Annotated in this window: 24 protein-coding genes and 1 riboswitch; of the genes, 19 read left to right on the forward strand and 5 right to left on the reverse strand. The window is 74.5% G+C overall.

Annotated elements, in window-relative coordinates; genetic code table 11:
* Positions 1 to 40 precede the first annotated feature (40 nt).
* The 6 genes from def to ACA361_RS16740 all read left to right on the forward strand — a co-directional run bounded on the left by def (position 41) and on the right by ACA361_RS16740 (position 5,346).
* Positions 41 to 586, forward strand: coding sequence for a peptide deformylase (gene def, locus ACA361_RS16715; RefSeq protein ID WP_375012885.1), 546 nt, complete (start codon positions 41 to 43; stop codon positions 584 to 586).
* Entirely contained in the window at positions 587 to 1,516 is a 930-nt protein-coding gene (gene fmt / locus ACA361_RS16720; protein WP_375012886.1) for a methionyl-tRNA formyltransferase, read from the forward strand.
* Entirely contained in the window at positions 1,516 to 2,949 is a 1,434-nt protein-coding gene (locus ACA361_RS16725; RefSeq protein ID WP_375012887.1) for an RsmB/NOP family class I SAM-dependent RNA methyltransferase, read from the forward strand. Before fmt ends, ACA361_RS16725 begins: the two co-directional genes overlap by 1 nt.
* A 115-nt stretch (positions 2,950 to 3,064) precedes the next feature.
* Positions 3,065 to 4,021: a phosphatase PAP2 family protein gene (locus tag ACA361_RS16730; RefSeq protein WP_375012888.1), complete on the forward strand. Its 957-nt coding sequence runs from the start codon at positions 3,065 to 3,067 to the stop codon at positions 4,019 to 4,021.
* Positions 4,022 to 4,033: 12 nt separating this feature from the next.
* A complete protein-coding gene (gene rpe, locus ACA361_RS16735; RefSeq protein ID WP_375012889.1) occupies positions 4,034 to 4,696 on the forward strand; it encodes a ribulose-phosphate 3-epimerase in 663 nt (220 codons plus the stop codon).
* Positions 4,693 to 5,346 (forward strand): HAD-IA family hydrolase, encoded by a 654-nt coding sequence (locus tag ACA361_RS16740; RefSeq protein ID WP_375012890.1) that lies wholly within the window; start codon positions 4,693 to 4,695, stop codon positions 5,344 to 5,346. Before rpe ends, ACA361_RS16740 begins: the two co-directional genes overlap by 4 nt.
* A gap of 30 nt (positions 5,347 to 5,376) precedes the next feature.
* Here ACA361_RS16740 and ACA361_RS16745 read toward each other — a convergent pair whose 3' ends face one another.
* The gene (locus tag ACA361_RS16745; RefSeq protein WP_375012891.1) at positions 5,377 to 5,844 is read right to left on the reverse strand and encodes a MarR family winged helix-turn-helix transcriptional regulator; all 468 of its coding nucleotides are present in this window, start codon (positions 5,842 to 5,844) and stop codon (positions 5,377 to 5,379) included.
* Positions 5,845 to 5,921: 77 nt separating this feature from the next.
* Here ACA361_RS16745 and ACA361_RS16750 point away from each other — a divergent pair, with 77 nt between their 5' ends.
* Positions 5,922 to 6,338 carry a DUF6069 family protein gene (locus ACA361_RS16750; protein ID WP_375012892.1) on the forward strand — a complete coding sequence of 139 codons (417 nt, stop codon included), beginning with the start codon at positions 5,922 to 5,924 and terminating at the stop codon, positions 6,336 to 6,338.
* Positions 6,339 to 6,354: 16 nt separating this feature from the next.
* Entirely contained in the window at positions 6,355 to 7,068 is a 714-nt protein-coding gene (locus ACA361_RS16755; RefSeq protein ID WP_375012893.1) for a hypothetical protein, read from the forward strand.
* A gap of 24 nt (positions 7,069 to 7,092) precedes the next feature.
* On the opposite strand, the gene ACA361_RS16760 is transcribed toward ACA361_RS16755, so the two are convergent.
* Positions 7,093 to 7,500, reverse strand: a complete 408-nt coding sequence (locus tag ACA361_RS16760) for a DoxX family protein (protein ID WP_375012894.1) — start codon at positions 7,498 to 7,500, stop codon at positions 7,093 to 7,095.
* A gap of 190 nt (positions 7,501 to 7,690) precedes the next feature.
* A riboswitch (FMN riboswitch) is annotated at positions 7,691 to 7,821 on the forward strand.
* A gap of 84 nt (positions 7,822 to 7,905) precedes the next feature.
* On the opposite strand from ACA361_RS16760, the gene ACA361_RS16765 reads away from it, so the two are divergent.
* The 10 genes from ACA361_RS16765 to ACA361_RS16810 all read left to right on the forward strand — a co-directional run bounded on the left by ACA361_RS16765 (position 7,906) and on the right by ACA361_RS16810 (position 16,394).
* A complete protein-coding gene (locus ACA361_RS16765; RefSeq protein ID WP_375012895.1) occupies positions 7,906 to 8,499 on the forward strand; it encodes a riboflavin synthase in 594 nt (197 codons plus the stop codon).
* A gap of 13 nt (positions 8,500 to 8,512) precedes the next feature.
* A complete protein-coding gene (locus ACA361_RS16770; RefSeq protein ID WP_375012896.1) occupies positions 8,513 to 9,160 on the forward strand; it encodes a nicotinamide riboside transporter PnuC in 648 nt (215 codons plus the stop codon).
* 104 nt (positions 9,161 to 9,264) lie between these two features.
* Positions 9,265 to 10,509, forward strand: coding sequence for a bifunctional 3,4-dihydroxy-2-butanone-4-phosphate synthase/GTP cyclohydrolase II (locus ACA361_RS16775; protein ID WP_375012897.1), 1,245 nt, complete (start codon positions 9,265 to 9,267; stop codon positions 10,507 to 10,509).
* The gene (gene ribH, locus ACA361_RS16780) at positions 10,506 to 10,991 is read left to right on the forward strand and encodes a 6,7-dimethyl-8-ribityllumazine synthase (protein WP_375012898.1); all 486 of its coding nucleotides are present in this window, start codon (positions 10,506 to 10,508) and stop codon (positions 10,989 to 10,991) included. The genes ACA361_RS16775 and ribH overlap by 4 nt, the downstream gene beginning before the upstream one ends.
* A 212-nt stretch (positions 10,992 to 11,203) precedes the next feature.
* Positions 11,204 to 12,079 (forward strand): ATP phosphoribosyltransferase, encoded by an 876-nt coding sequence (gene hisG, locus ACA361_RS16785; protein WP_375012899.1) that lies wholly within the window; start codon positions 11,204 to 11,206, stop codon positions 12,077 to 12,079.
* A 10-nt stretch (positions 12,080 to 12,089) separates the two neighbouring features.
* Positions 12,090 to 12,536 carry a PH domain-containing protein gene (locus tag ACA361_RS16790; protein WP_375012900.1) on the forward strand — a complete coding sequence of 149 codons (447 nt, stop codon included), beginning with the start codon at positions 12,090 to 12,092 and terminating at the stop codon, positions 12,534 to 12,536.
* Positions 12,537 to 12,665: 129 nt separating this feature from the next.
* Entirely contained in the window at positions 12,666 to 13,553 is an 888-nt protein-coding gene (locus ACA361_RS16795; RefSeq protein ID WP_375012901.1) for an AAA family ATPase, read from the forward strand.
* Between the two features lie 2 nt (positions 13,554 to 13,555).
* The gene (locus tag ACA361_RS16800) at positions 13,556 to 14,671 is read left to right on the forward strand and encodes a VWA domain-containing protein (RefSeq protein WP_375012902.1); all 1,116 of its coding nucleotides are present in this window, start codon (positions 13,556 to 13,558) and stop codon (positions 14,669 to 14,671) included.
* Positions 14,664 to 15,782 (forward strand): XdhC family protein, encoded by a 1,119-nt coding sequence (locus tag ACA361_RS16805; RefSeq protein WP_375012903.1) that lies wholly within the window; start codon positions 14,664 to 14,666, stop codon positions 15,780 to 15,782. Before ACA361_RS16800 ends, ACA361_RS16805 begins: the two co-directional genes overlap by 8 nt.
* Before the next feature lie 18 nt (positions 15,783 to 15,800).
* On the forward strand, positions 15,801 to 16,394 hold the full coding sequence (locus tag ACA361_RS16810) for an NTP transferase domain-containing protein (RefSeq protein WP_375012904.1): 594 nt from the start codon (positions 15,801 to 15,803) through the stop codon (positions 16,392 to 16,394).
* Here ACA361_RS16810 and ACA361_RS16815 read toward each other — a convergent pair.
* Complete coding sequence (locus ACA361_RS16815) at positions 16,372 to 16,836, reverse strand: MarR family winged helix-turn-helix transcriptional regulator (protein WP_375012905.1); 465 nt, start codon at positions 16,834 to 16,836, stop codon at positions 16,372 to 16,374. The genes ACA361_RS16810 and ACA361_RS16815 overlap by 23 nt on opposite strands.
* A gap of 91 nt (positions 16,837 to 16,927) precedes the next feature.
* On the opposite strand from ACA361_RS16815, the gene ACA361_RS16820 reads away from it, so the two are divergent.
* Entirely contained in the window at positions 16,928 to 17,818 is an 891-nt protein-coding gene (locus ACA361_RS16820) for a nitroreductase/quinone reductase family protein (RefSeq protein WP_375012906.1), read from the forward strand.
* 25 nt (positions 17,819 to 17,843) lie between these two features.
* Here the strand turns inward: ACA361_RS16820 and ACA361_RS16825 are convergent, their stop codons facing one another.
* Positions 17,844 to 19,070, reverse strand: coding sequence for an aldolase (locus ACA361_RS16825; protein ID WP_375012907.1), 1,227 nt, complete (start codon positions 19,068 to 19,070; stop codon positions 17,844 to 17,846).
* Positions 19,067 to 19,978 carry an aldose 1-epimerase family protein gene (locus ACA361_RS16830; protein WP_375012908.1) on the reverse strand — a complete coding sequence of 304 codons (912 nt, stop codon included), beginning with the start codon at positions 19,976 to 19,978 and terminating at the stop codon, positions 19,067 to 19,069. The genes ACA361_RS16825 and ACA361_RS16830 overlap by 4 nt, the downstream gene beginning before the upstream one ends.
* Between the last annotated feature and the right edge of the window lie 21 nt (positions 19,979 to 19,999).

Raw genomic sequence — 19,999 nt, forward strand, 5'->3', positions numbered from 1 at the left:
ATTCAGGGAACGCCGGGGATCATCAGGAATTGGAGTCTCGTTGGCCGTCAAGCCCATCCGCCTCTTCGGCGACCCGGTACTGCGCACCGCGGCCGACCCTGTCAAGGACTTCGACAAGGAGCTGCGGCAGCTGGTCAAGGACCTCACCGACACGATGATCGACGCGCCGGGCGCGGGGCTGGCGGCGCCGCAGCTGGGCGTGGGCCTGCGCGTGTTCACCTACTACGTCGACGACCGGCTCGGGCACGTGGTCAACCCCACCCTCGACCTGTCGGACGAGCGGGAGACCGGCGACGAGGGCTGCCTGTCCCTGCCCGGCCTGTCGTTCCCGACCCCGCGCGCCGTGCGGGCGGTCGCGAAGGGCTTCAACATGCACGGGGAGCCGATCACGCTGGAGGGCACCCACCTGCTGGCGCGCTGCGTGCAGCACGAGACCGACCACCTCGACGGGATCATCTTCATCGACCGGATGGACCCCGAGCAGCGCAAGGCGGCGATGAAGGCGATCCGCGAGGCCGAGTGGTTCGGGGAGCCCGCCCCGGTGGTCAAGGAGTCCCCCCACCGCACGTTCGGGAAGGCCCTGTAGATGAAGCTGGTGTTCGCAGGCACGCCGGAGACCGCGCTGCCGCCGCTGGAGGCGCTGCTGGAGTCGCCCCGGCACGAGGTCGCGGCCGTGGTGACGCGGCCGGATGCGCCGTCCGGGCGGGGCCGGAAGCCGGCGGAGAGCCCGGTCGCGGCGCGCGCCCGGGAGGCCGGGATCGAGGTGCTCAAGCCCGCCAAGGCGCGCGACCCCGAGTTCCTGGACCGGCTGCGCGCGATCGCGCCCGACTGCTGCCCGGTCGTCGCGTACGGGGCGCTGCTCCCGCGCGAGGCCCTCGACATCCCCCGGCACGGCTGGGTGAACCTGCACTTCTCGGTGCTGCCCGCCTGGCGCGGCGCGGCGCCCGTCCAGCGCGCCATCCTGCACGGCGACGACGTGACCGGCGCGGCCACGTTCCTGATCGAGGAGGGCCTGGACACCGGCCCGGTGTACGGGGTGCTGACCGAGCCGATCCGGCCGGACGACACCACCGGCGAGCTGCTCGGCCGGCTCGCCGTCGCGGGCGCCCGGCTGCTGGCCGACACGATGGACGGGATCGAGTCCGGCGTGCTGGAGCCGCGGCCGCAGCCCGAGGAGGGCGTCTCGCACGCCGCCAAGATCACCGCGGCGACCGCCCGGGTCGACTGGAACGCCCCCGCGCAGCACGTGGACCGGCTCGTGCGGGCCTGCACGCCCGCGCCCGGCGGCTGGACGACGTTCCGCGGCGAGCGGCTCAAGCTCGGCCCGGTCCGGCTCGCCGCGGGCGCCGGGCCGCTGAAGCCCGGCGAGCTGCGCGCGTCCAAGAAGGAGGTGCTGGCCGGCACCGCGACCCACCCGGTCGCGCTCGGCCAGGTCCAGCCCCAGGGAAAGCGGATGATGAGCGCGCTCGACTGGGCCCGCGGCGCCGCCCTCACCGGTGAGGACGCGCTCGCCTGATGTCTCCCGCACCCCGCCGCCACGGCCACGGCCACCCGTCCCGCAACCGCAGGCCCGGCGGGCCGCGCCGCACGGGCCGTCCCGAGGACCTGGTCAGGCGCACCGCGTTCGACGTGATCCGCGCCGTCGAGACCCGCGACGCGTACGCCAACCTGCTGCTGCCGGCCCGCCTCCGCGACCGCGAGCTCACCGGCCGCGACGCCGCCCTGGCCACCGAGCTGACCTACGGCACGCTCCGCGGCCGCGGCACCTACGACGCCGTCCTCGCGCTGTGCAGCGACCGCGAGCTGCGCCGCATCGACCCGCCGCTGCTGGACGTGCTGCGGCTGGGCGCGCACCAGGTCCTCGCCACCCGCATCCCGCCGCACGCGGCCGTCGGCACCGCCGTCGACCTGGCCCGCACCGTCGCCGGGCCCGGCCAGGCCAAGTTCGCCAACGCCGTCCTCCGCAAGGTCGCCGGCCGCGACCTGGACGGCTGGTTCGAGATCATCGCCCCGCCCGGCGGCAGCGAGTCGGCCCGGCTCTCGGCCCGCTACAGCCACCCCGGCTGGATCGTGAACGCGCTGGGCGACGCGCTCGGCCCCGACCGCGCCGAGCTGGCCGCGCTGCTGGAGGCCGACAACCTGCGGCCCCGCGTCACGCTGGCCGCCCGGCCCGGCCGCGCCACCGTGGCCGAGCTGGCGGAGGCGGGCGCCGAGCCCGCGCCGTACTCGCCGTACGCCGCGATCCTGCCCGAGGGCGACCCGGCCGCCATCGCCGCCGTACGGGAGGGGCGCGCGGCCGTCCAGGACGAGGCCAGCCAGCTGGTCGCGCTCGCTCTGGCCGCCGCGCCGGTCGCGCCCTCCGACGGCCGCGACGCGCGGTGGGCCGACCTGTGCGCCGGGCCCGGCGGCAAGGCCGGGCTGCTGTCGGCGCTGGCCACCGAGCGCGGCGCCCGGCTGCTGGCCGCCGACGTCCAGCCGCACCGCGCCGGCCTGGTCGCCCGCGCCGTCGACGACCGGGCCGCGGTGGTCGCCGCCGACGGCACCGCGCCCGCCTGGCGGCCCGGCGCGTTCGACCGCGTGCTGCTGGACGTGCCGTGCACCGGCCTGGGCGCGCTGCGGCGGCGCCCGGAGGCGCGCTGGCGGCGCGGCCCGGAGGCGGTCGCCGAGCTGGGCCCGCTCCAGCGCGAGCTGCTGCGCCGGGCGCTGGACGCCGTCCGGCCCGGCGGGGTGGTGGCGTACGTCACCTGCTCGCCGCACCTGGCCGAGACGCGCGTGGTGGTCGACGACGTGCTGCGCGAGCGGGACGGCGTCGAGCCGCTGGACTCGCCCGCCGCGCTCGCGGCCGTCGCGCCCGGCCTGACCGGGGTCGGCGACGGGCCGTACGCGCAGTTCTGGCCGCACCGGCACGGCACCGACGCGATGTTCCTGGCCCTGCTGCGCCGTACCTGACCCCGGCGGCGGGCCGGGAACCTTTACGTGTCGCACGCTCGTATTCCTGGGGTACGTCAGTAGCCTCGTCGGCGGCTGACCGGCCCTGTCCGCAGAACCACCCCGGGGGAGACTCGTGCTCACGGGCGCGATGCACGTCCTGTCCTTCATCGGCAGCGCCGCCTTCTACCTGCCGCTGCTGGTGGTCCTCTACTGGTGCGTGGACGCCCGGCTGGGCGCCCGCGCGGCGGTCGTGCTCTCGCTGGGCTCGATCGTCAACACCTGGCTGAAGCTGCTGTTCCACGATCCGCGGCCGTTCTGGACCGACCCGTCGGTCACCGGCCACGAGCCGCGCGACTCGTTCGGGATGCCGTCAGGGCACGCCCAGAACGCCGCGGTGACCTGGGGGTTCCTCGCGAGCCGCACGCGCCGCCGGCTGCTGTGGGCGGGCGCCCTGCTGCTGGTCCTCGGCATCGGCGTCTCCCGGGTCGCCCTCGGCGTGCACTCGGCCGGGCAGGTGCTGGCGGGCTGGGGGATCGGCGCGGCCGTGCTCGTCCTCGTACTGCGGCTGGAGCCGTACGTGGTGCCCTGGTGGTTCCGGCGCACGCTGCCGGTGCAGCTGGCGCTGAGCCTGGCGGTCGGGCTGGCGTTCCTGGCCGGGATGTGGGCGGCGGTCCAGTCGCTGGACGGCTGGCGCTGGCCGGCCACCTGGGTCCGCGAGATCGTGCAGGCGGGCGGCAGCGTCGAGCCGATCGATCTGGGCGAGGGGGCGGCCGCCGCGGGCGGGCTGTTCGGGCTGCTCGCCGGGCTCTCGTACGCGGCGCACCGGATCGGCTTCGACGCGGGCGGCGAGCCGTGGCGGCGGCTGGCCCGGATCCCGGTCGGCGCCGCGGGCGCGCTGGGCCTCTACGTGCTCGGCCTGTTCCTGGGCACGCAGCCGGCGCAGGCGTTCGCCGTGCACGCGCTGCTCGGGCTGTGGGCCACCGCGGGGGCGCCCGAGCTGTTCGTCCGGCTCCGGCTGGCGGGCCGTTCCTCCCGTGCCCCCCGTTCCCTCACCCGGGCGGGTGAGGAGGCCGTGCGGGCGCGGCAATAGACTCGGGGCATCATGGCTCCGCAGATCTCACCCAGCATCCTGTCCGCCGACTTCGCCCGGCTCGCCGACGACGTCGCGCGCATCTCCGACGCGGCCGACTGGGTCCACGTCGACGTGATGGACAACCACTTCGTGCCCAACCTCACCCTCGGTCTCCCGGTGGTCGAGGCGCTGCTGAAGACCAGCGCGCTGCCGCTCGACTGCCACCTGATGATCGAGGACCCGGACCGGTGGGCGCCGCAGTACGCCGAGGCCGGGGCCGGGAGCGTGACCATCCACGCCGAGGCGGCCAAGGCCCCGATCCGCACGCTGCGCACGATCCGCGCCGCCGGCGCCCGCGCCGGGCTGGGCATCAACCCGGCCACGCCGATCGAGCCGTACGAGGACCTGCTCGGCGAGATCGACATGCTGCTGCTGATGACGGTGGAGCCCGGTTTCGGCGGCCAGAAGTTCCTGGACGTCGTGCTCCCCAAGGTCCGCCGCGCCCGTCGGCTGATCGGCGACCGCGCCGTCTGGCTCCAGGTCGACGGCGGCGTCAGCGCCGAGACCATCGAGCGCTGCGCCGAGGCGGGCGCGGACGTCTTCGTGGCCGGCAGCGCCGTGTACGGCGCCGACGACCCCGCCGAGGCCGTCCGCAAGCTGCGCGCCCAGGCCGAGGGGGCCGCCTCCTCGTGACGACGCTGACGCTGCCGTGCCCGGCGGTCCTGTTCGACGTGGACGGGACGCTGGTCGACTCGACGCCCCTGGTGGAACGGGCGGCACGGCAGTGGGCGCCGGACTACGACATCGACCCCGACGAGTTCCTCGCCGGGGCCCACGGCCGCCGGACGAGCGACCGGATCGCCGACTTCCTGCCGCCCGAGCGCGTCCGCGCGGCCACCGAGCACCTCGACGCCCTGGAGGCGGCCGGGGTGGACGGGGTCACCGCGCTGCCGGGCGCCCGCGAGCTCCTGGCGGCCATGGGCGGCCTGCCGTGGGCCGTGGTCACCTCGATGGACCCGGACCAGCTCAAGTCCCGTACCGGGGCCGCCGGGATCCCGCTCCCGGAGGTGGTCGTCACCGCCTCCGACGTCCATGTGGGCAAGCCGGACCCGGCCGGCTACCTGCTCGCCGCCCGCCGGCTGGGCGTGGACCCCCGCGCCTGCGTCGTCGTGGAGGACGCCCCGGCGGGCGTCGCGGCGGGCCGGGCGGCCGGGGCGACGGTCGTCGCCGTCACCACCAGCCACGACCGCGCCGAGCTCACCGCCGCCGATCTGATCGTGGCCGACCTGACGCCGTTCACTCCCGTTCCCGAGGGCCTCCGGATCGCCATCCGCGACCGCTGATCCCGCCTGGCGGCCGGCGGCCCGCTCGCGCTACTCCGGGCGGGAGAGGGCGGAGGCGCCGGTGGGGGCGCCGACGGGGCCGTCGGCGGGGTCGTCGAGCATCTTGCGGAAGAGGTCGCGGAGGGCGCGGCGGTCGGCCGCCGGGAGGTGGAAGACCTCGGCGGCGACCTCGCTGATCCCGGCGCGGAGGGCGTCGCGCTTGGCCTCGCCCTCCTCGGTCAGGACGAGGTTCTTGACCCGCCGGTCCCTGGGGTCGGGCCGCCTCTGGACGAGGCCGCGGCGCTCCAGGCCGTCCACGATGCCGGTCACGTTGGAGGCGTCGCAGGCCATGATGTCCGCCAGCTCGCGCATGGGGGCGGGGGAGCGCAGGTGCATGAGGGCCTGCGCCTGGGCGGGCGGCAGGTCGAGGCCGGTCGCGGTGCGGTCGATCCCGGTGCGGATCCGCCCGGCGAGGCGGAAGGCCAGCTCCATCAGCTCGTCGGCGAGGCGGTCGTCCATGCTCCCGATCATAGTTGAGGTTCTCAAGTATTCGCGCTACGGTAATTACTTGAGCACCTCAACAATGGAGGCAACCCATGGTGGCAGAAGTCCAGGAGCGTACGGGGCGGGGCGCCCGCCTGCGGGGCCGGGCGGCGGCGGTGGGCGCGGCCGTGGCCGCCGCGGCGGCGGTGTGGCTGGTCGCGGTGCCGGTCCTCGGCCAGGAACTCGACACCGCCTTCCCCGGCCGGGAGCCGGCGACGGTCGGGATCACGATGGTGCTGGTGTCCTCGGTGCTGTCCTCGCTCGCCGGCTGGGCCCTGCTCGCCCTGCTCGAACTGGTGGCCCGGGCCCGCGCCATGGTCGTCTGGACGGCCGTCGCGGCCGCCGTCCTGGTGCTCTCGTTCTCGCCGGTCCTCCAGGTTGAGGCGGCGGGCAGCACCAAGGTGACCCTTGGACTGCTGCACCTGGTGGTGGGGGCCGTGCTGATACTCGGTTTCCGGCGCACCCGGTAGGCGCGAGAATCGTCCGGTGAAACCGGACGAGAAGGAGCGCGCGCGCCGCTGGCTGGCCGAGGAGGGCATCACCTGGGAAGGCGGCTGGACCGATCCCGAGGGGCGGCCGCTCACCCCTGGCGAACTCGCCCACGAGTGCGCCTTCGCGATGCTGGAGGACCCCGACCTCGACCCCGCGGGGCGGCTGGAGCTCGCGTTCGGGCTGCTGGACCTGGTCGACGAGTACTGGGTGACCTGCGAGATGCGCTTCGCCGTGCTGAACGGCAAGGTGCCGCGCGCGGTGCTCTGGGACGGCTACCGCCGCCGGCTGGAGGCGGCCGCCGAGCCCGACGCCGTCACGTACTCGCTGTGGGTCGACTGGTTCGAGGACCGCGAGACGGTCGCCGAGGCGTTCGCCGAGGTGCTCGCCGGGACGCCGGGGGAGCGCCGCATGCGGCGCGTCCTGAGGCATTCGGGGCCCGTGCCGTGGGAGACGAAGCTCCCCGTGCTGCGGGCCGCGGCCGCCGATCCCGCTCTGCGGGACTCCGTTTTCCGTGCGCTGCTCGCCGCGTACCACGACTTCTACGGCGACCTCGTCCCGGACGAGGCCCTCGCGCTGCTGCGGAGCCTGGATCTCCCGCCCGGCACGGAGCACCTGGACGCGCTCCGTGCCGTGCTGGCGGCGGGCCACCGCAACCACTACCGCTCGCCCGCGGCATGGGGCGTGGCCGGGGCCTCCTCCAAGGGCTGACCCCGGCGCGGCCCGCCGGACGGGTCAGAAGAGCGGCCCGACCAGGTTGAGGCCGGGGTGCGGGTCGGCGGCGTACACGGCGAAGATCAACAGTGCGGCGCCGGCGAGCGAGAGGTCCTTGAGGAACTGGAGCTGCTCGTTCTGCTTGGCCGCCGGGTCGGTCTGCGTCCAGAAGTCGTGGAAGAGGAACGCCGTGAGCAGCAGGAACAGCACCAGCCCGAGGGCGGCGAGGTCCGGCCAGACGCCCAGGACGAGCATGACCGAGGCGACCAGGATCAGGGCCCCGGACAGCCGCACCATCAGCTTGGGCTGGGGCAGCTTCTTGCTGGCCGCGTAGCCGCTCATCGCCTCGGTGGCGGTCAGGTGGCCGATCCCCGCCCCGATGAATATGGCCGTGAAGACGATGCGCCCGATCAAAGCGATGACGTCCATGACACACCTCCGTGTGGGTCTCCGTCAGGCACCGCCCCGATGCGGGATCTCTACCCAGGGCCGCGGTTCGTTGAACATTAAAACGTTGGGAACGTGCTAACCTAGCAAGTGCTTGGTTGCTTGTCGTGGCCGTGGCGTTCCTCACAAGGACCGGGAATGCCCGGCATGGCACACTGGTTGGCAGCAGTAAACGCGTGCTCCGGGGTCGGTGCAATTCCGAACCGGCGGTGACAGTCCGCGACCCGGCCGAAGCCATCGGCCGGTTGATCCGGTGGAATTCCGGGACCGACGGTGAAAGTCCGGATGGGAGGCAGCGCGCAAGACGTCCCTGCGTGGCGGGGACGTGTGTTCGACCCGTCACGACCCCCCGGAGCCTCCGTACCCACGGATTTGGAGGCCCGGGAGATGTTCACCGGCATCGTCGAGGAGCTCGGCGAGATCGTGGCGATCGAGCCCGCGGGCGACTCGGCCGCGCTCACCGTCCACGGCCCGCTCGTCACCCAGGACGCCGTGCACGGCGCCTCGATCGCCGTCAACGGGGTCTGCCTCACCGTGGTGGACGTCAAGGACGGCACCTTCACCGCCGACGTCATCAAGGAGACCCTCGACCGCTCCAGCCTGGGCGCGCTGGAGTCCGGCTCCAAGGTCAACCTGGAGCGCCCCGTCCGGCTCCAGGACCGGCTCGGCGGCCACCTCGTCCAGGGCCATGTCGACGGCGTCGGCCGGATCCTCTCCCGCGAGCCCGGCGAGCGCTGGGACGTCGTCACGATCTCCCTCCCCGGCGAACTCGCCCGCTACCTGGTGGACAAGGGCTCGATCACCGTCGACGGCATCAGCCTCACCGTGGCCGAGGCGGGCGCCGACCGGTTCAGCGTCGCGCTCATCCCCACCACGCTCTCCCTGACGACCCTCGGCCACAAGAGCCCCGGCGACCCCGTCAACCTGGAGGTGGACGTGGTCGCCAAGTACGTCGAGCGCATGCTGGGCGACCGGAAGTGAGCGGGGGACACTGATGGGCTGGCTGGACGCGGGCTTCGAACTCTTCGGCGAGCACGTCCTCTGGACCGATCTCACCGGCAACGTGCTCTCCCTCGCCGTCGTGTGGCTGGCCATGCGCAAGACCATCTGGACCTGGCCCGTCCAGCTGACCGGCGCGCTGCTCCTGCTGGCCGCGTCGCTGCACGCCGCCGCCCCGGGCAACGCCCTCAAGCAGGTGCTGTTCATCGGGCTGGCCGGGTTCGGCTGGTGGAGCTGGACGCGCGGCCGGCGCTCCGGCGGTGAGCTCGCCGTACGGCGGGCAACGGCCCGCGAGCGGCTGGTGCTGCTGGCCGTGCTGGCGGGCGGCACGGCGCTGGTGGCGCAGCTGTTCGTCCACCTCGACTGGCTGAAGATCGCCTGGTCGCCGTGGGCGAACGCCTACATCTTCGTCGGCAGCGCGGTGGCGACGTTCGCCCAGAGCCGCGCGCTGGTCGACTTCTGGATCGTCTGGGTGCTGGTCGACCTGGTCGGCGTCCCGCTGGCGCTGAAGTCGGGGCTGTACGTCTCGGCCGCGGTGTACGGCGTCTTCTTCGTGATGGTGATGATCGGGTTCCGCGACTGGCACCGGGAGTCCCGGGCTCGGATCGCGCGCGACCCCCTACCCGAGGCGGTATCGGTATGAGCGAGCCGGAGGGGCGCGGCGGCGCCTGGACTGACGAGCGAGGTACGAGCGAGGAGGGAAGGCGCCGCCTCGAAGGCGCACTGGAGGCGAGCGGGGTGCACGGTATGAGCGGGGTGCACGGTGTGAACGACGGCAGTGATGGGATCTTCGATCCGATCGAGGAGGCGGTCGCCGACATCGCGGCCGGCCGGCCGGTCGTGGTCGTCGACGACGAGGACCGGGAGAACGAGGGCGACATCATCTTCGCCGCCGCCAAGGCGACGCCGGAGCTGCTGACGTTCACGATCCGCTACACCAGCGGCGTGATCTGCGTGCCGATGCTGGGCGAGGACCTGGACCGGCTGCAGATCCCGCTGATGACGGCGCAGAACACCGAGCGGATGCGCACCGCGTACACGATCAGCGTGGACGCCCGCGACGGCGTCACCACCGGCATCTCGGCGGCCGACCGCGCGAAGACGATCCGCACGCTGTGCGACTCGGCGACGGAGCCGTACGAGCTGGTCCGGCCCGGCCACATCTTCCCGCTGCGCTACCACCCGGGCGGCGTGCTGCGCCGCCGCGGCCACACCGAGGCCGCCGTCGACCTGGCCAGGCTGGCCGGGCTGCCGGGCGCGGGCGTGCTGGCCGAGGTGGTGAACGAGGACGGCACCATGGCCCGGCTGCCCGAGCTGCAGGTGTTCGCCAAGGAGCACGGGCTCAAGCTGATCTCGATCGAGCAGCTGGTGGAGTACCGCCGGCGCAGCGAGCCGCTGGTCGAGCGGGTCGTGGAGACCCGGCTGCCCAACCGGTACGGGGCGTGGCGCGCGGTCGGCTTCTCCAGCGCCATCGACGGCGGCGAGCACGTCGCGCTCGTGCTCGGCGAGATCGGCACCGGCGAGGACGTCCTCGTCCGCGCCCACTCCGAATGCCTGACCGGTGACGTCCTGCACTCCGAGCGCTGCGACTGCGGCACCCAGCTGGACGCCGCCATGGAACGGATCGCCGAAGAGGGCCGCGGCGTGATCCTGTACCTGCGCGGGCACGAGGGCCGCGGCATCGGGCTGCTGGCCAAGCTGCGCGCGTACGCGCTCCAGGACAACGGCTCCGACACCGTGGACGCCAACCTGGAGCTGGGCCTGCCGGCCGACGCGCGGGAGTACTCCAACGCCGCCCACATGCTGCGCGACCTGGGCGTGCGCTCGATCCGCGTGCTGACCAACAACCCGGCCAAGCTCAAGGGCCTGGACGGCTTCGGCCTGGACGTGCGGGGCCGCGAGGCGATGCCCGTCGTCGTCACCGAGCACAACCGCCGCTACCTGACGGTCAAGCGCGACCGTCTCGGACACCAGATCGGGGAGATCTCATGAGCGGAACGGGACGTCCCGAGGACACCGTCGTCGACGCGGCCGGGCTGACGCTCGGCATCGCGTGCACGCGGTGGCACGGCCAGGTCACCGACCGGCTCCTGGAACGTGCCGTCGCCGCGGCCAAGGCGTGCGGCGTCCAGGAGCCGGCGGTGGCGCGCGTCGCCGGGGCGCTGGAGCTGCCCGTGGTCGCCCAGCAGCTGGCCCGCGACCTGGACGCCGTCGTGTGCCTGGGCGCGGTCGTCCGGGGTGAGACCGCTCACTTCGACTACGTCTGCGACTCGGTCACCGCCGGCATCACCCGCGTCTCGCTGGACGAGGCCACGCCGGTCGGCAACGGCGTCCTCACCTGCGACACGCTGGAGCAGGCGCTGGCCCGCAGCGGATTCCCCGGCAGCAGCGAGGACAAGGGCTGGGAGTCGGTCGTGGCCGCGCTCGACACCGCCCTGACCCTGCGCCGCCTGCGCTCCCCTGCGCGGGCCTAGGCCGGGGACCGGGTAGGCTCTTTCCGGTATCCGCGCCGGACGGGCGCGGCGAAGGCGAGAACGGGATGGGAGGCGATGGTGGCCGCATTCGACCTGGCACTGACCCTGCGAGGCCCGCGGCATCACGGTCACGCCGGGCATGGCGTGGAGCATCCGAGCTCCTGAGCACGCCCCCGGCACTCCGTACGCTTCCCATCACGAAAGGCTTCACCGTGCTGTCTCTCGTCCTGCCCAAGGGCTCCCTGGAAAAGGCCACGATGGCGCTGTTCGACGCCGCGGACCTCACCGTCCGGCGGACCTCGGACCGCGACTACCGCGCCCAGATCGACGACCCGCGCGTCGACCGGGTACGGGTGCTGCGCCCGCAGGAGATCCCGACCTACCTCGAGCAGGGCCTGTTCGACCTGGGCATCACCGGCCGCGACTGGATCACCGAGACCGACTCCGACGTGGTCTCCCTCGGCGAGCTGAAGTACTCCAAGGCCACCAGCAACCCGGTCCGGGTCATCATGGCGGTGCCCGACGACGCCCCCTGGCAGAAGGTCTCCGACCTGCCCGAGGGGGTCCGGATCTCGACCGAGTTCCCGGCCATGACCCGCCGCTTCCTGGAGCAGCACGGCGTCAAGGCCACGGTCGTCCCCTCGTACGGCGCGACCGAGGCGAAGGTCCCCGACATCGTGGACGCGATCGTCGACCTGACCGAGACCGGCTCCTCGCTGCGCAAGAACGGCCTGCGCATCCTCGACACCCTCCTCACCAGCTACACCGAGCTGGTCGCCAACCGCGAGGCGTACGAGAACCCCGAGAAGCGCGCCGCCATGGAGGACATCGCGCTCCTCCTCCAGGGCGCCATCCGCGCCCGCGGCAACGTCCTGCTGAAGCTGAACGTCGCCGCCGCCGACCTCCAGGCCGTCGTGGACATCCTGCCGTCGATGTCGGCGCCCACCGTCACCTCGCTGGCGGGCGGCGAGAGCAACGCGGTGGAGAGCGTGGTCGCCAAGCGCGGGGTCAACACGCTGATCCCGGCGCTGAAGGCGGCCGGCGCCCACGACATCCTCGAACTCCCCATCTCCAAGATCGTCGACTGACGGGCGACCGTTGACCGACGTACCGGCCCTTCCCGCGGTGTGGCGTCCCCGCACCACCCGCGTGGTCGCCTACGCGACGGCGGGCACGATCATGGTCGCCATGGTCGTGCTCGCCATCGTGGTGGCGCCCCCGTTCGGCCTCTGGGACCGGATCCTCATGGTCGCGTTCGGCGCGTTCCTGGCCTGGATCCTGCACATGCTGGCCCGCTGCCGCATCACCGCCGACGACGCCGGCGTCACGGTCGTCAACGCGTTCCGTACCCGCCGCCTCGAATGGGCCGAGATCGTCGACGTGAACATGAACACCGGCGAGCCCTGGCCCACCCTCGACCTGGCCGACGGCACGTCCCTCGGCGCGATGGGCATCAACGGCACCGAGCGCCGCCTGGCCGCCCGCCAGCTGGAGGAGCTCAAGACCCTGGTCACCGCCCGAGGCGAGACCCCCGACCCGTCCTGACCCGACCGCCGGTCCGCGGCGGTCCTCCGCGGAGGAGGGCGGGCGATCGGACCGGAGCGGTGGAGCCCGTCCGCGAGATCGGTGCTTCCCGGCCGTGAGAAGTGGCGGATCGGTGAGTAGCCTGTGAGCGTGCGGACGTCTCCGGAGATCGCGTCGCCCGCGGAGCTGGCGGAGCTGCTCGACCGGCACGCCTACCTGTGCGACGAGGGGCTGGCCACGGCCGGGTTCCTGGCGCTGCGGATGGGCCGGCCGCTGTTCCTCGAGGGGGAGGCCGGGGTCGGGAAGACCGAGCTGGCCAAGACCCTCGCGGCGGTGCTCGGCGCGCCCCTGATCAGGTTGCAGTGCTACGAGGGGCTCGACGCGTCGCAGGCGCTCTACGACTGGGACTTCCCGCGCCAGCTGCTGCACCTGCGGGCGGCGGAGGCCGCCGGGGTCACCGACGTGGCGCGGCTGGAGGGGGAGCTGTACGACCGGCGCTTCCTGCTGGCGCGGCCGCTGCTCCAGGCGCTGGAGACCGCGCCCAGCGTGCTGCTCGTCGACGAGATCGACCGGGCGGACGACGAGTTCGAGGCGTTCCTGCTGGAGGTGCTGAGCGACTTCACGATCTCGGTGCCGGAGCTGGGGACGATCCGCGCCGAGCGCCCGCCGGTCGTGGTCGTGACGTCCAACCGCACCCGCGAGGTGCACGACGCGCTGAAGCGGCGGTGCCTGTACCACTGGCTGGAGCATCCGACGTTCGACCGCGAGGTGGCGATCATCCGGCGGCGGCTGCCCGGGGCGGCCGAGCGGCTGGCGGGGCAGGTGGCGGGCGCGGCGCAGCGGCTGCGGGCCGCCGACCTGCTCAAGCCGCCGGGCGTGGCCGAGAGCCTGGACTGGACGGAGGCGCTGGTCGCGCTGGGCGTCCGCGAGCTGGCCCCGGACGTCGCGGCGGCGACGCTCGGCACGGTCCTGAAGTACCGCGAGGACCAGGAGCGGGTGGTCGCCGGCGGGCTGGCCGCCCTCCTCAACGGGGGGTGACGGTGGCCGCGGGGCGGGACGCCACGGAGACGATCGTGGGCTTCGCGCGGACGCTGCGCGCGGCGGGCGGCACCGCCGACCCCGAGCGGGTCCAGGCGATGGTCGCCGCCCTCGGCCATCTCGACGTCCTCGACCGCTCCGACGTGTACTGGGCGGGACGGCTGACGCTGTGCGCCGACCCCGGCGACCTGCCCCGGTACGACCGCTGCTTCGCCGCGTACTTCTCCGGCGCCCTGCCGAGGCCCGCGCCCCGGCCGCCGGCCGTGGTCGTGCGGCGGACGCCCGTCGTGGCCGCCGATCCCGTGCGGCAGGACGGGGACGGCGAGGAGCGGGAGGTCCAGGCCGTGACCGCCAGCGGCGTGGAGGTGCTGCGGCACCGGGACGTGGCGCGGCTCGGCCCCAAGGAGCGCGCGCAGGTCGACCGGCTCATCGCGGTGCTGGACGCGACGGCGGAGCGGCGCCGGTCGCGGCGGTTCGCGCCCGCGCCGAGGGGGCGGCCGGACGCGGCCCGTACCGTGCGGGAGACGCTGCGGCGCGGCGGCGAGATGTCCCTGCCGAAGTACCGCGCGCACCGGTCTCGGCCGCGGCGGGTGGTGCTGATCGTGGACGTGAGCGGGTCGATGAGCCCGTACGCCGACGCCCTGCTCCGCTTCGCCCACGCGGCCGCCCGTTCCGGCGGCCGGAACGTGGAGGTGTTCAGCGCCGGCACCCGGCTGACCCGGATCACCCGCGAGCTGCGGCACCGCGAGCCCGACGCGGCGATGGCGGCGGCGTCGGCGGCGATCCCCGACTGGAGCGGCGGCACCCGGCTGGGGGAGGAGCTGAAGGAGTTCCTCGACCGGTTCGGGCAGCGCGGCCTGGCGCGCGGCGCGATCGTCGTCATCGCCTCGGACGGCTGGGAGCGCGGCGACGCCGGCCTCCTGGGCGCGCAGATGGCGCGGCTGCACCGGCTCGCGCACCGCGTCGTGTGGGCCAACCCGCACAAGGCGCGGCCCGGGTACGAGCCGCTGACGGCCGGGATGGCCGCGGCGCTGCCGTACGTCGACGACTTCACCTCCGGGCACAGCCTCGGTGCACTGGAGGACCTGGCCCGGCTGATCGGAGGCCCCCATGCGTGACGTGCTCGACGAGATCGCGGCGTGGTACGCCGCGGGGGAGACGTTCGGGCTGGCGACCGTGGTCGGCACGTTCCGCAGCGCGCCGCGCCCGGCCGGTGCGGCGATGGCGGTGGCGCCGTCCGGCGAGGTGACGGGGAGCGTGTCGGGCGGCTGCGTCGAGGGCGCGGTGTACGAGCTGGCGCGCGAGGTGATGGAGTCGGGGCGGCCGGTCGTGCAGCGGTACGGGGTGAGCGACGACGACGCGTTCGCCGTCGGCCTGACCTGCGGCGGGATCCTGGACGTGCTGGTCGAGCCGGTCGGCCCCGCCACGTTCCCGGAGTTCGCGGAGGTGGCGGCGTCGATCGCGGCGCGGGAGCCGGTCGCGGTCGCGACGGTGGTGTCCGGGCCGGGGACGGTCGGCGCCCGCCGGGTGATCTGGCCGGACCGGGCGAGCGGCTCGCTGGCCCCGGGCGCCCCGTACGCGGAGCGGCTCGACGCGGCGGCCGACGACGACGCGCGCGGGATGCTCGCGCAGGGCCTCACCGGGCGGCGGCACTACGGCCGGGAGGGGGAGCGGCGGCTGGACGAACTGGCGGTGTTCGTGCACGCGTTCGCGCCGCCGCCGCGGCTGCTGGTGTTCGGCGCGATCGACTTCGCCGCGGCGGTGGCAAGGGTCGGCAAGTTCCTCGGCTACCACGTGACGGTGTGCGACGCCCGGCCGGTGTTCGCGACGCCCAAGCGGTTCCCGGAGGCCGACGAGGTCGTGGTGAAGTGGCCGCACAAGTTCCTGGACGGCACCGACGTCGACGAGCGGACCGCGATCTGCGTCCTGACGCATGACCCGAAGTTCGACGTGCCGCTGCTGGAGGCGGCGCTGCGCACGCCCGCCGGGTACGTGGGCGCGATGGGGTCGCGGCGCACGCACGACGACCGGATGGCGCGGCTGCGCGAGGCGGGGCTGACCGGGGAGGAGCTGGCCCGGCTGCGCTCGCCGATCGGGCTGGACCTGGGCGCCCGCACGCCGGAGGAGACGGCGGTGTCGATCGCCGCGGAGCTGATCCAGCTGCGCTGGGGCGGGTCGGGCCGGCCGCTGACCGACACCGCGGGCCGCATCCACGGCGGGGACGGCTGACCGGGTTACGCTCGCGGGATGACCTTGCGTGGCGCGGACGGCCCGGCCGGCCTGCTGCTGGCCGCGGGCGCGGGGAGCCGGCTCGGCCGGCCGAAGGCCCTGCTGGAGCTGGACGGGGAGCGGCTCGTCGACCGCGGCGTGCGGACGCTGCGCGACGGCGGCTGCGGGCCGGTGCTGGTGGTGGCGGGCGCGGCCCCCGTCGAGGTGATCGGCGCGGTGGTCGTCCCGAACCCCGGCTGGCGCACCGGCATGGGGTCGTCGCTGCGCGCCGGGCTGGCGGCGCTCCCGCCCGGCTGCCCGGCGGTGGTGGTCGCGCTGGTCGACCAGCCGCGGATCACGCCGGAGGCGGTGCGGCGGCTGATCGAGGCGTACGGCGAGGGCGCCCGGGTGGCCGTGGCGACCTACGCGGGCAGGCCGCGCAACCCGGTGCTGATCGCGCGGGAGCACTTCGCGGCCGTGGCCGAGGCGGCGCGCGGCGACGCGGGGGCGCGGACGTTCCTGCGCGCGCACCCGGAGCTGGTGACGCCGGTGCCGTGCGCGGACGTGGCGGCGCCCGACGACATCGACACGCCCGCCGACCTGGAGGCGTTCACCCGCCGGCCTCCCCGGTGACCGCCTCCTCGTAAGCGCGCAGCGTGTCGGCGACCAGCCGGCGCTGCTCCGGCGTGAGCGGCGCCAGGGCCGTCCGCCACGCGCCCGCGCCCTGGGCGAGCCAGTCCTTGATGGCGGGCTCGTGCGCCGGCGCGATGCTGACGATGGCGCGGCGCCGGTCGGCGGGGTCGGCGCCGCGGTCGAGGATGCCCTGCCGGTTCAGGTCGCTGACCATGAGGCTGACCGTGGCGGGGGCGACCTCCAGCCGCGCGGCCAGCTCGTTCACCCCGAGGGGCCCGTCGAACAGCAGGTACGACAGCAGCGACAGGTGGCGGGGGGCCAGGTCGAACGCCCGCAGCGCCGCGGGCACCTTGATCTTCTTCGCCCGGCCGACCAGCCGCGGCATCAGCAGCAGCATCGTCCGGACGCCGTCGTCCACGCTGAGCCCGCCGTCCGTTGACACGCGCGCGCACCTCCAATACCTTTGCATCTAAAGTTACTTTGCTTGCAAAGCAAAGTCTTTCTTCGGCCTGCTCAAGGATAAGGGGACCGCCATGGCGGAGGAGTTCTCGCCCGCTGACCTCAACCGGGCGATCATCGAGGAGTTCCGCGCGAACGCCGGCCGCGTCGGCGGCATGTTCGAGGGCGCGGCGCTCGTCCTGCTCACCACCACCGGCCGCCGCAGCGGCCGCCGGCACACGACACCGCTCACCTACATGGACGGCGGCGACCGCCTGCTCGTCTTCGCCTCCAACGCGGGCTCCGACCGCGACCCCGCCTGGTACGCCAACGTCCTGGCCCATCCGCGCGTCACCGTCGAGATCGGCGCGGGCGGCGGCGTCGAGTCGTACGACGCCGTCGCGCTCGCCGTCCACGGCGAGGAGCGCGACCGGCTCTACGCCGAGCAGAGCGCGCTCGTCCCCGCGTACGCCGAGTACCAGCGGATGACCGCGCGCACGATCCCGGTCGTGTCGCTGCGCCGCGCCGCCCCCGGGAACGCCCCCGCGATCGGGGACGAGCTGGTCCGCATCCACGAGACGCTGCGCCGCGACCTCGCCGCGCTCCGCGCCGAGACCGAGGCGTACCTCGGCGGCGGCACCGAACGGCCGCGGCCGGATCTGGCCGACCAGCTGCGCGCCCGCTGCGTCGGATTCTGCGACGTCCTCGGCGAGCACCACGGCAACGAGGAGGCCCGCGGCTTCCCGCTGCTGGAGAAGCACCACCCCGAGCTGGCCCCCGTCCTGGACCGGCTCCGCCGCGAGCACACCGCCGTGACCGGCATGAAGAACGAGCTGGCCGCGCTGTTCGAGGACATCGGGACGACCGGGACGGCCGACCCCGCCCGGGTCCGCGCGGAGCTCGACCGGGTGACGGCCGGCCTGGAGGCCCACTACGCCTACGAGGAGGCCGAACTCGTCACCGCCCTCAACGCGCTCCGGCTCTGACCCCCGTCGCGGACCGTCCGGGCGGTCAGTGTTCGGCGGGTGCGGGGAGGACGCCCGGGTCCAGGGCGCCGCAGTCGACGGCGCGCTGGAGGCGGGCGGTCAGCGCCCGGATCGTCGCGGGCTCGTCGAGCACGCCGCTCTCCCTGCCGGCCGCCTGCTCGTGCCACGCCCGGACCCGGCCGATGACCTCGTCCACGCCGGTCAGGTGGTAGGCGTACACGGCGGCGTACCGGCTGGGCAGGTGCGCCGGGTGCAGGTCCCAGCCCTGGTGGATGCCGTGCCGCAGCGAGTGCCGGACGTGCCGCGCGTGCACCCGCCACGCCTCGTTCACCTCGTCGGGCCCGTCGTTGCGGGGGATGACGTTGGTGGAGCCGTCGGAGATCCGCACGCCGGTGCCGGCCAGCGTGACCTGCATGGCGTGCCGGGCGTGGTCGCAGGCGGGGTGGTCGAGCCGCTGCTCCTCGGGCGGCAGCCCCAGGGCGGCGGTGTAGTCGAACACGCCGAAGTGCGCGGCGGTCAGCCGGGGCCCGGCGGCCGCCACGATGGCCCGCAGCCCGATCCGGCCCTCCGGGTCGACGATCGCCTCGGGGGTCTCCACCTGGATCTCGAACCGCAGGATGCCGCCCGGCAGCCCGAGCGAGCTCTCCAGCCGGTCCAGGTACTCCACGAACAGCGCGACGTGCTCGGCCGACACCACCTTGGGGAAGGTGATGGTGAACCCGCCCGGCAGCCGGCCCAGCCGGTCGCGCAGCGCGGTGAGGAAGCCGTCCAGGGTGCGCATCGAACGCTCGTGCGCGCCGTCGGCGAACGACTTGACCCGCACGCCCCAGTAGTGGGGGAGGGCCTTCACCTGGTACGCGGCGCCGACGGCCTCCACGACCTGGGTGACGTGGGCGTCCTCCTCGTCGTCGGGACGCAGCCCGTAGCCGTCCTCGAAGTCGATCCGGACGTCCTCCACCGGCTCGCTCGCCAGCTTGGCCGCGACCCGCTCCCGGACCGGCCCGGCGATCTCCGGATCGAGGCCGAACGCGCTGCCGAACGAGCCGGCGCCCGGCGTGTGGGTGTTGAGCAGCCGCAGCGCCTCGGCGCCGAAGTCGGCGGGGGTGGACCGGGAGAACCGGTCGGCGGGCACGTAGACGGTGTGCACCGGCTGCCGCCCCGCGGCCGGCCCGGGGAACTGCTTCTCGTGATCGTCGCGTACCGCGGCGATCCGTGCGGACAGGTCGTCGTACGAGGGGACGCTGAGATTCACTCCGCCATGATCCCCCAAGAACCGGCCGCCTGTGCACCCGGTTCCAGATGGATCACGTCGGTCCCGGTGGCGAACGCGTTGGGCGGGCACGTCATCGGCTCGGCGCCCAGCCCGCGCCGCCGCCGGTCGTCCGGGACCTGGTCGGCGGTGTAGATCTCCAGCCACGGATGGGCGGCGTCCGCCCACAGCGCCGTGGTCCGGCCGCCGCCGCTCAGCCGCACCCACGCGCGGCCGTCCCCGTCGCGGCGCAGCCCGGTGAACGCGTTGTCGATCGCGTGGCCGTCCAGCCGGCGGCCGTCGCGCAGGTCGTACGGCGTCGCCGCCACGTCCAGCGGCGGCCCCTCCGGGATCATCCGGTCGTCGACCGGCTGGTACCGGTCCGCGGTGACCGTCACCGTGCAGACGTCGAGCGGCTCGCCGACCGTGAGGTACGGGTGCGCGCCGTGCCCGTACGGCGCCGTCCGCGAGCCCGCGTTCACCGCCGACAGCCGCACGGTGAGTCCCGCGCCGGCGTCCAGCGAGTAGTCGGCCTCCAGGTCGAGCCGGTACGGATAGCCGGCGCCGCCGAGGAGGCGGTGCGCCAGCCGCACCCGCGACGGCCCGTGCTCCACCACCGTCCAGGGCACCGACCTGGCCAGCCCGTGGATCGCGCAGCCGTTGCCCGGCTCGGACAGGTCGAGCTGGTGGATGCGGCCGTCGTAGGCGTACCGGCCGCGGTCGATCCGGTTGGGCCACGGGACGAGCAGCTGCCCCATCGCCGCCGGGACCGGCTCGTCCGCGCCGTGCGACAGGATCAGGTGCAGGCCCCCGCGGGTCAGCTCGCGCAGGCCGGCGCCCTGCTCGGTCACGACGGCGCGGTACGGGCCCGCGGCGATCTCGTACTGGGCCCCGGTGATCGACTCGGTCATGCGGTCGAACGTACCCGGCGC

It is taken from the genome of Actinomadura sp. 21ATH (genome assembly GCF_041951345.1).
Lineage (GTDB): Bacteria > Actinomycetota > Actinomycetes > Streptosporangiales > Streptosporangiaceae > Spirillospora.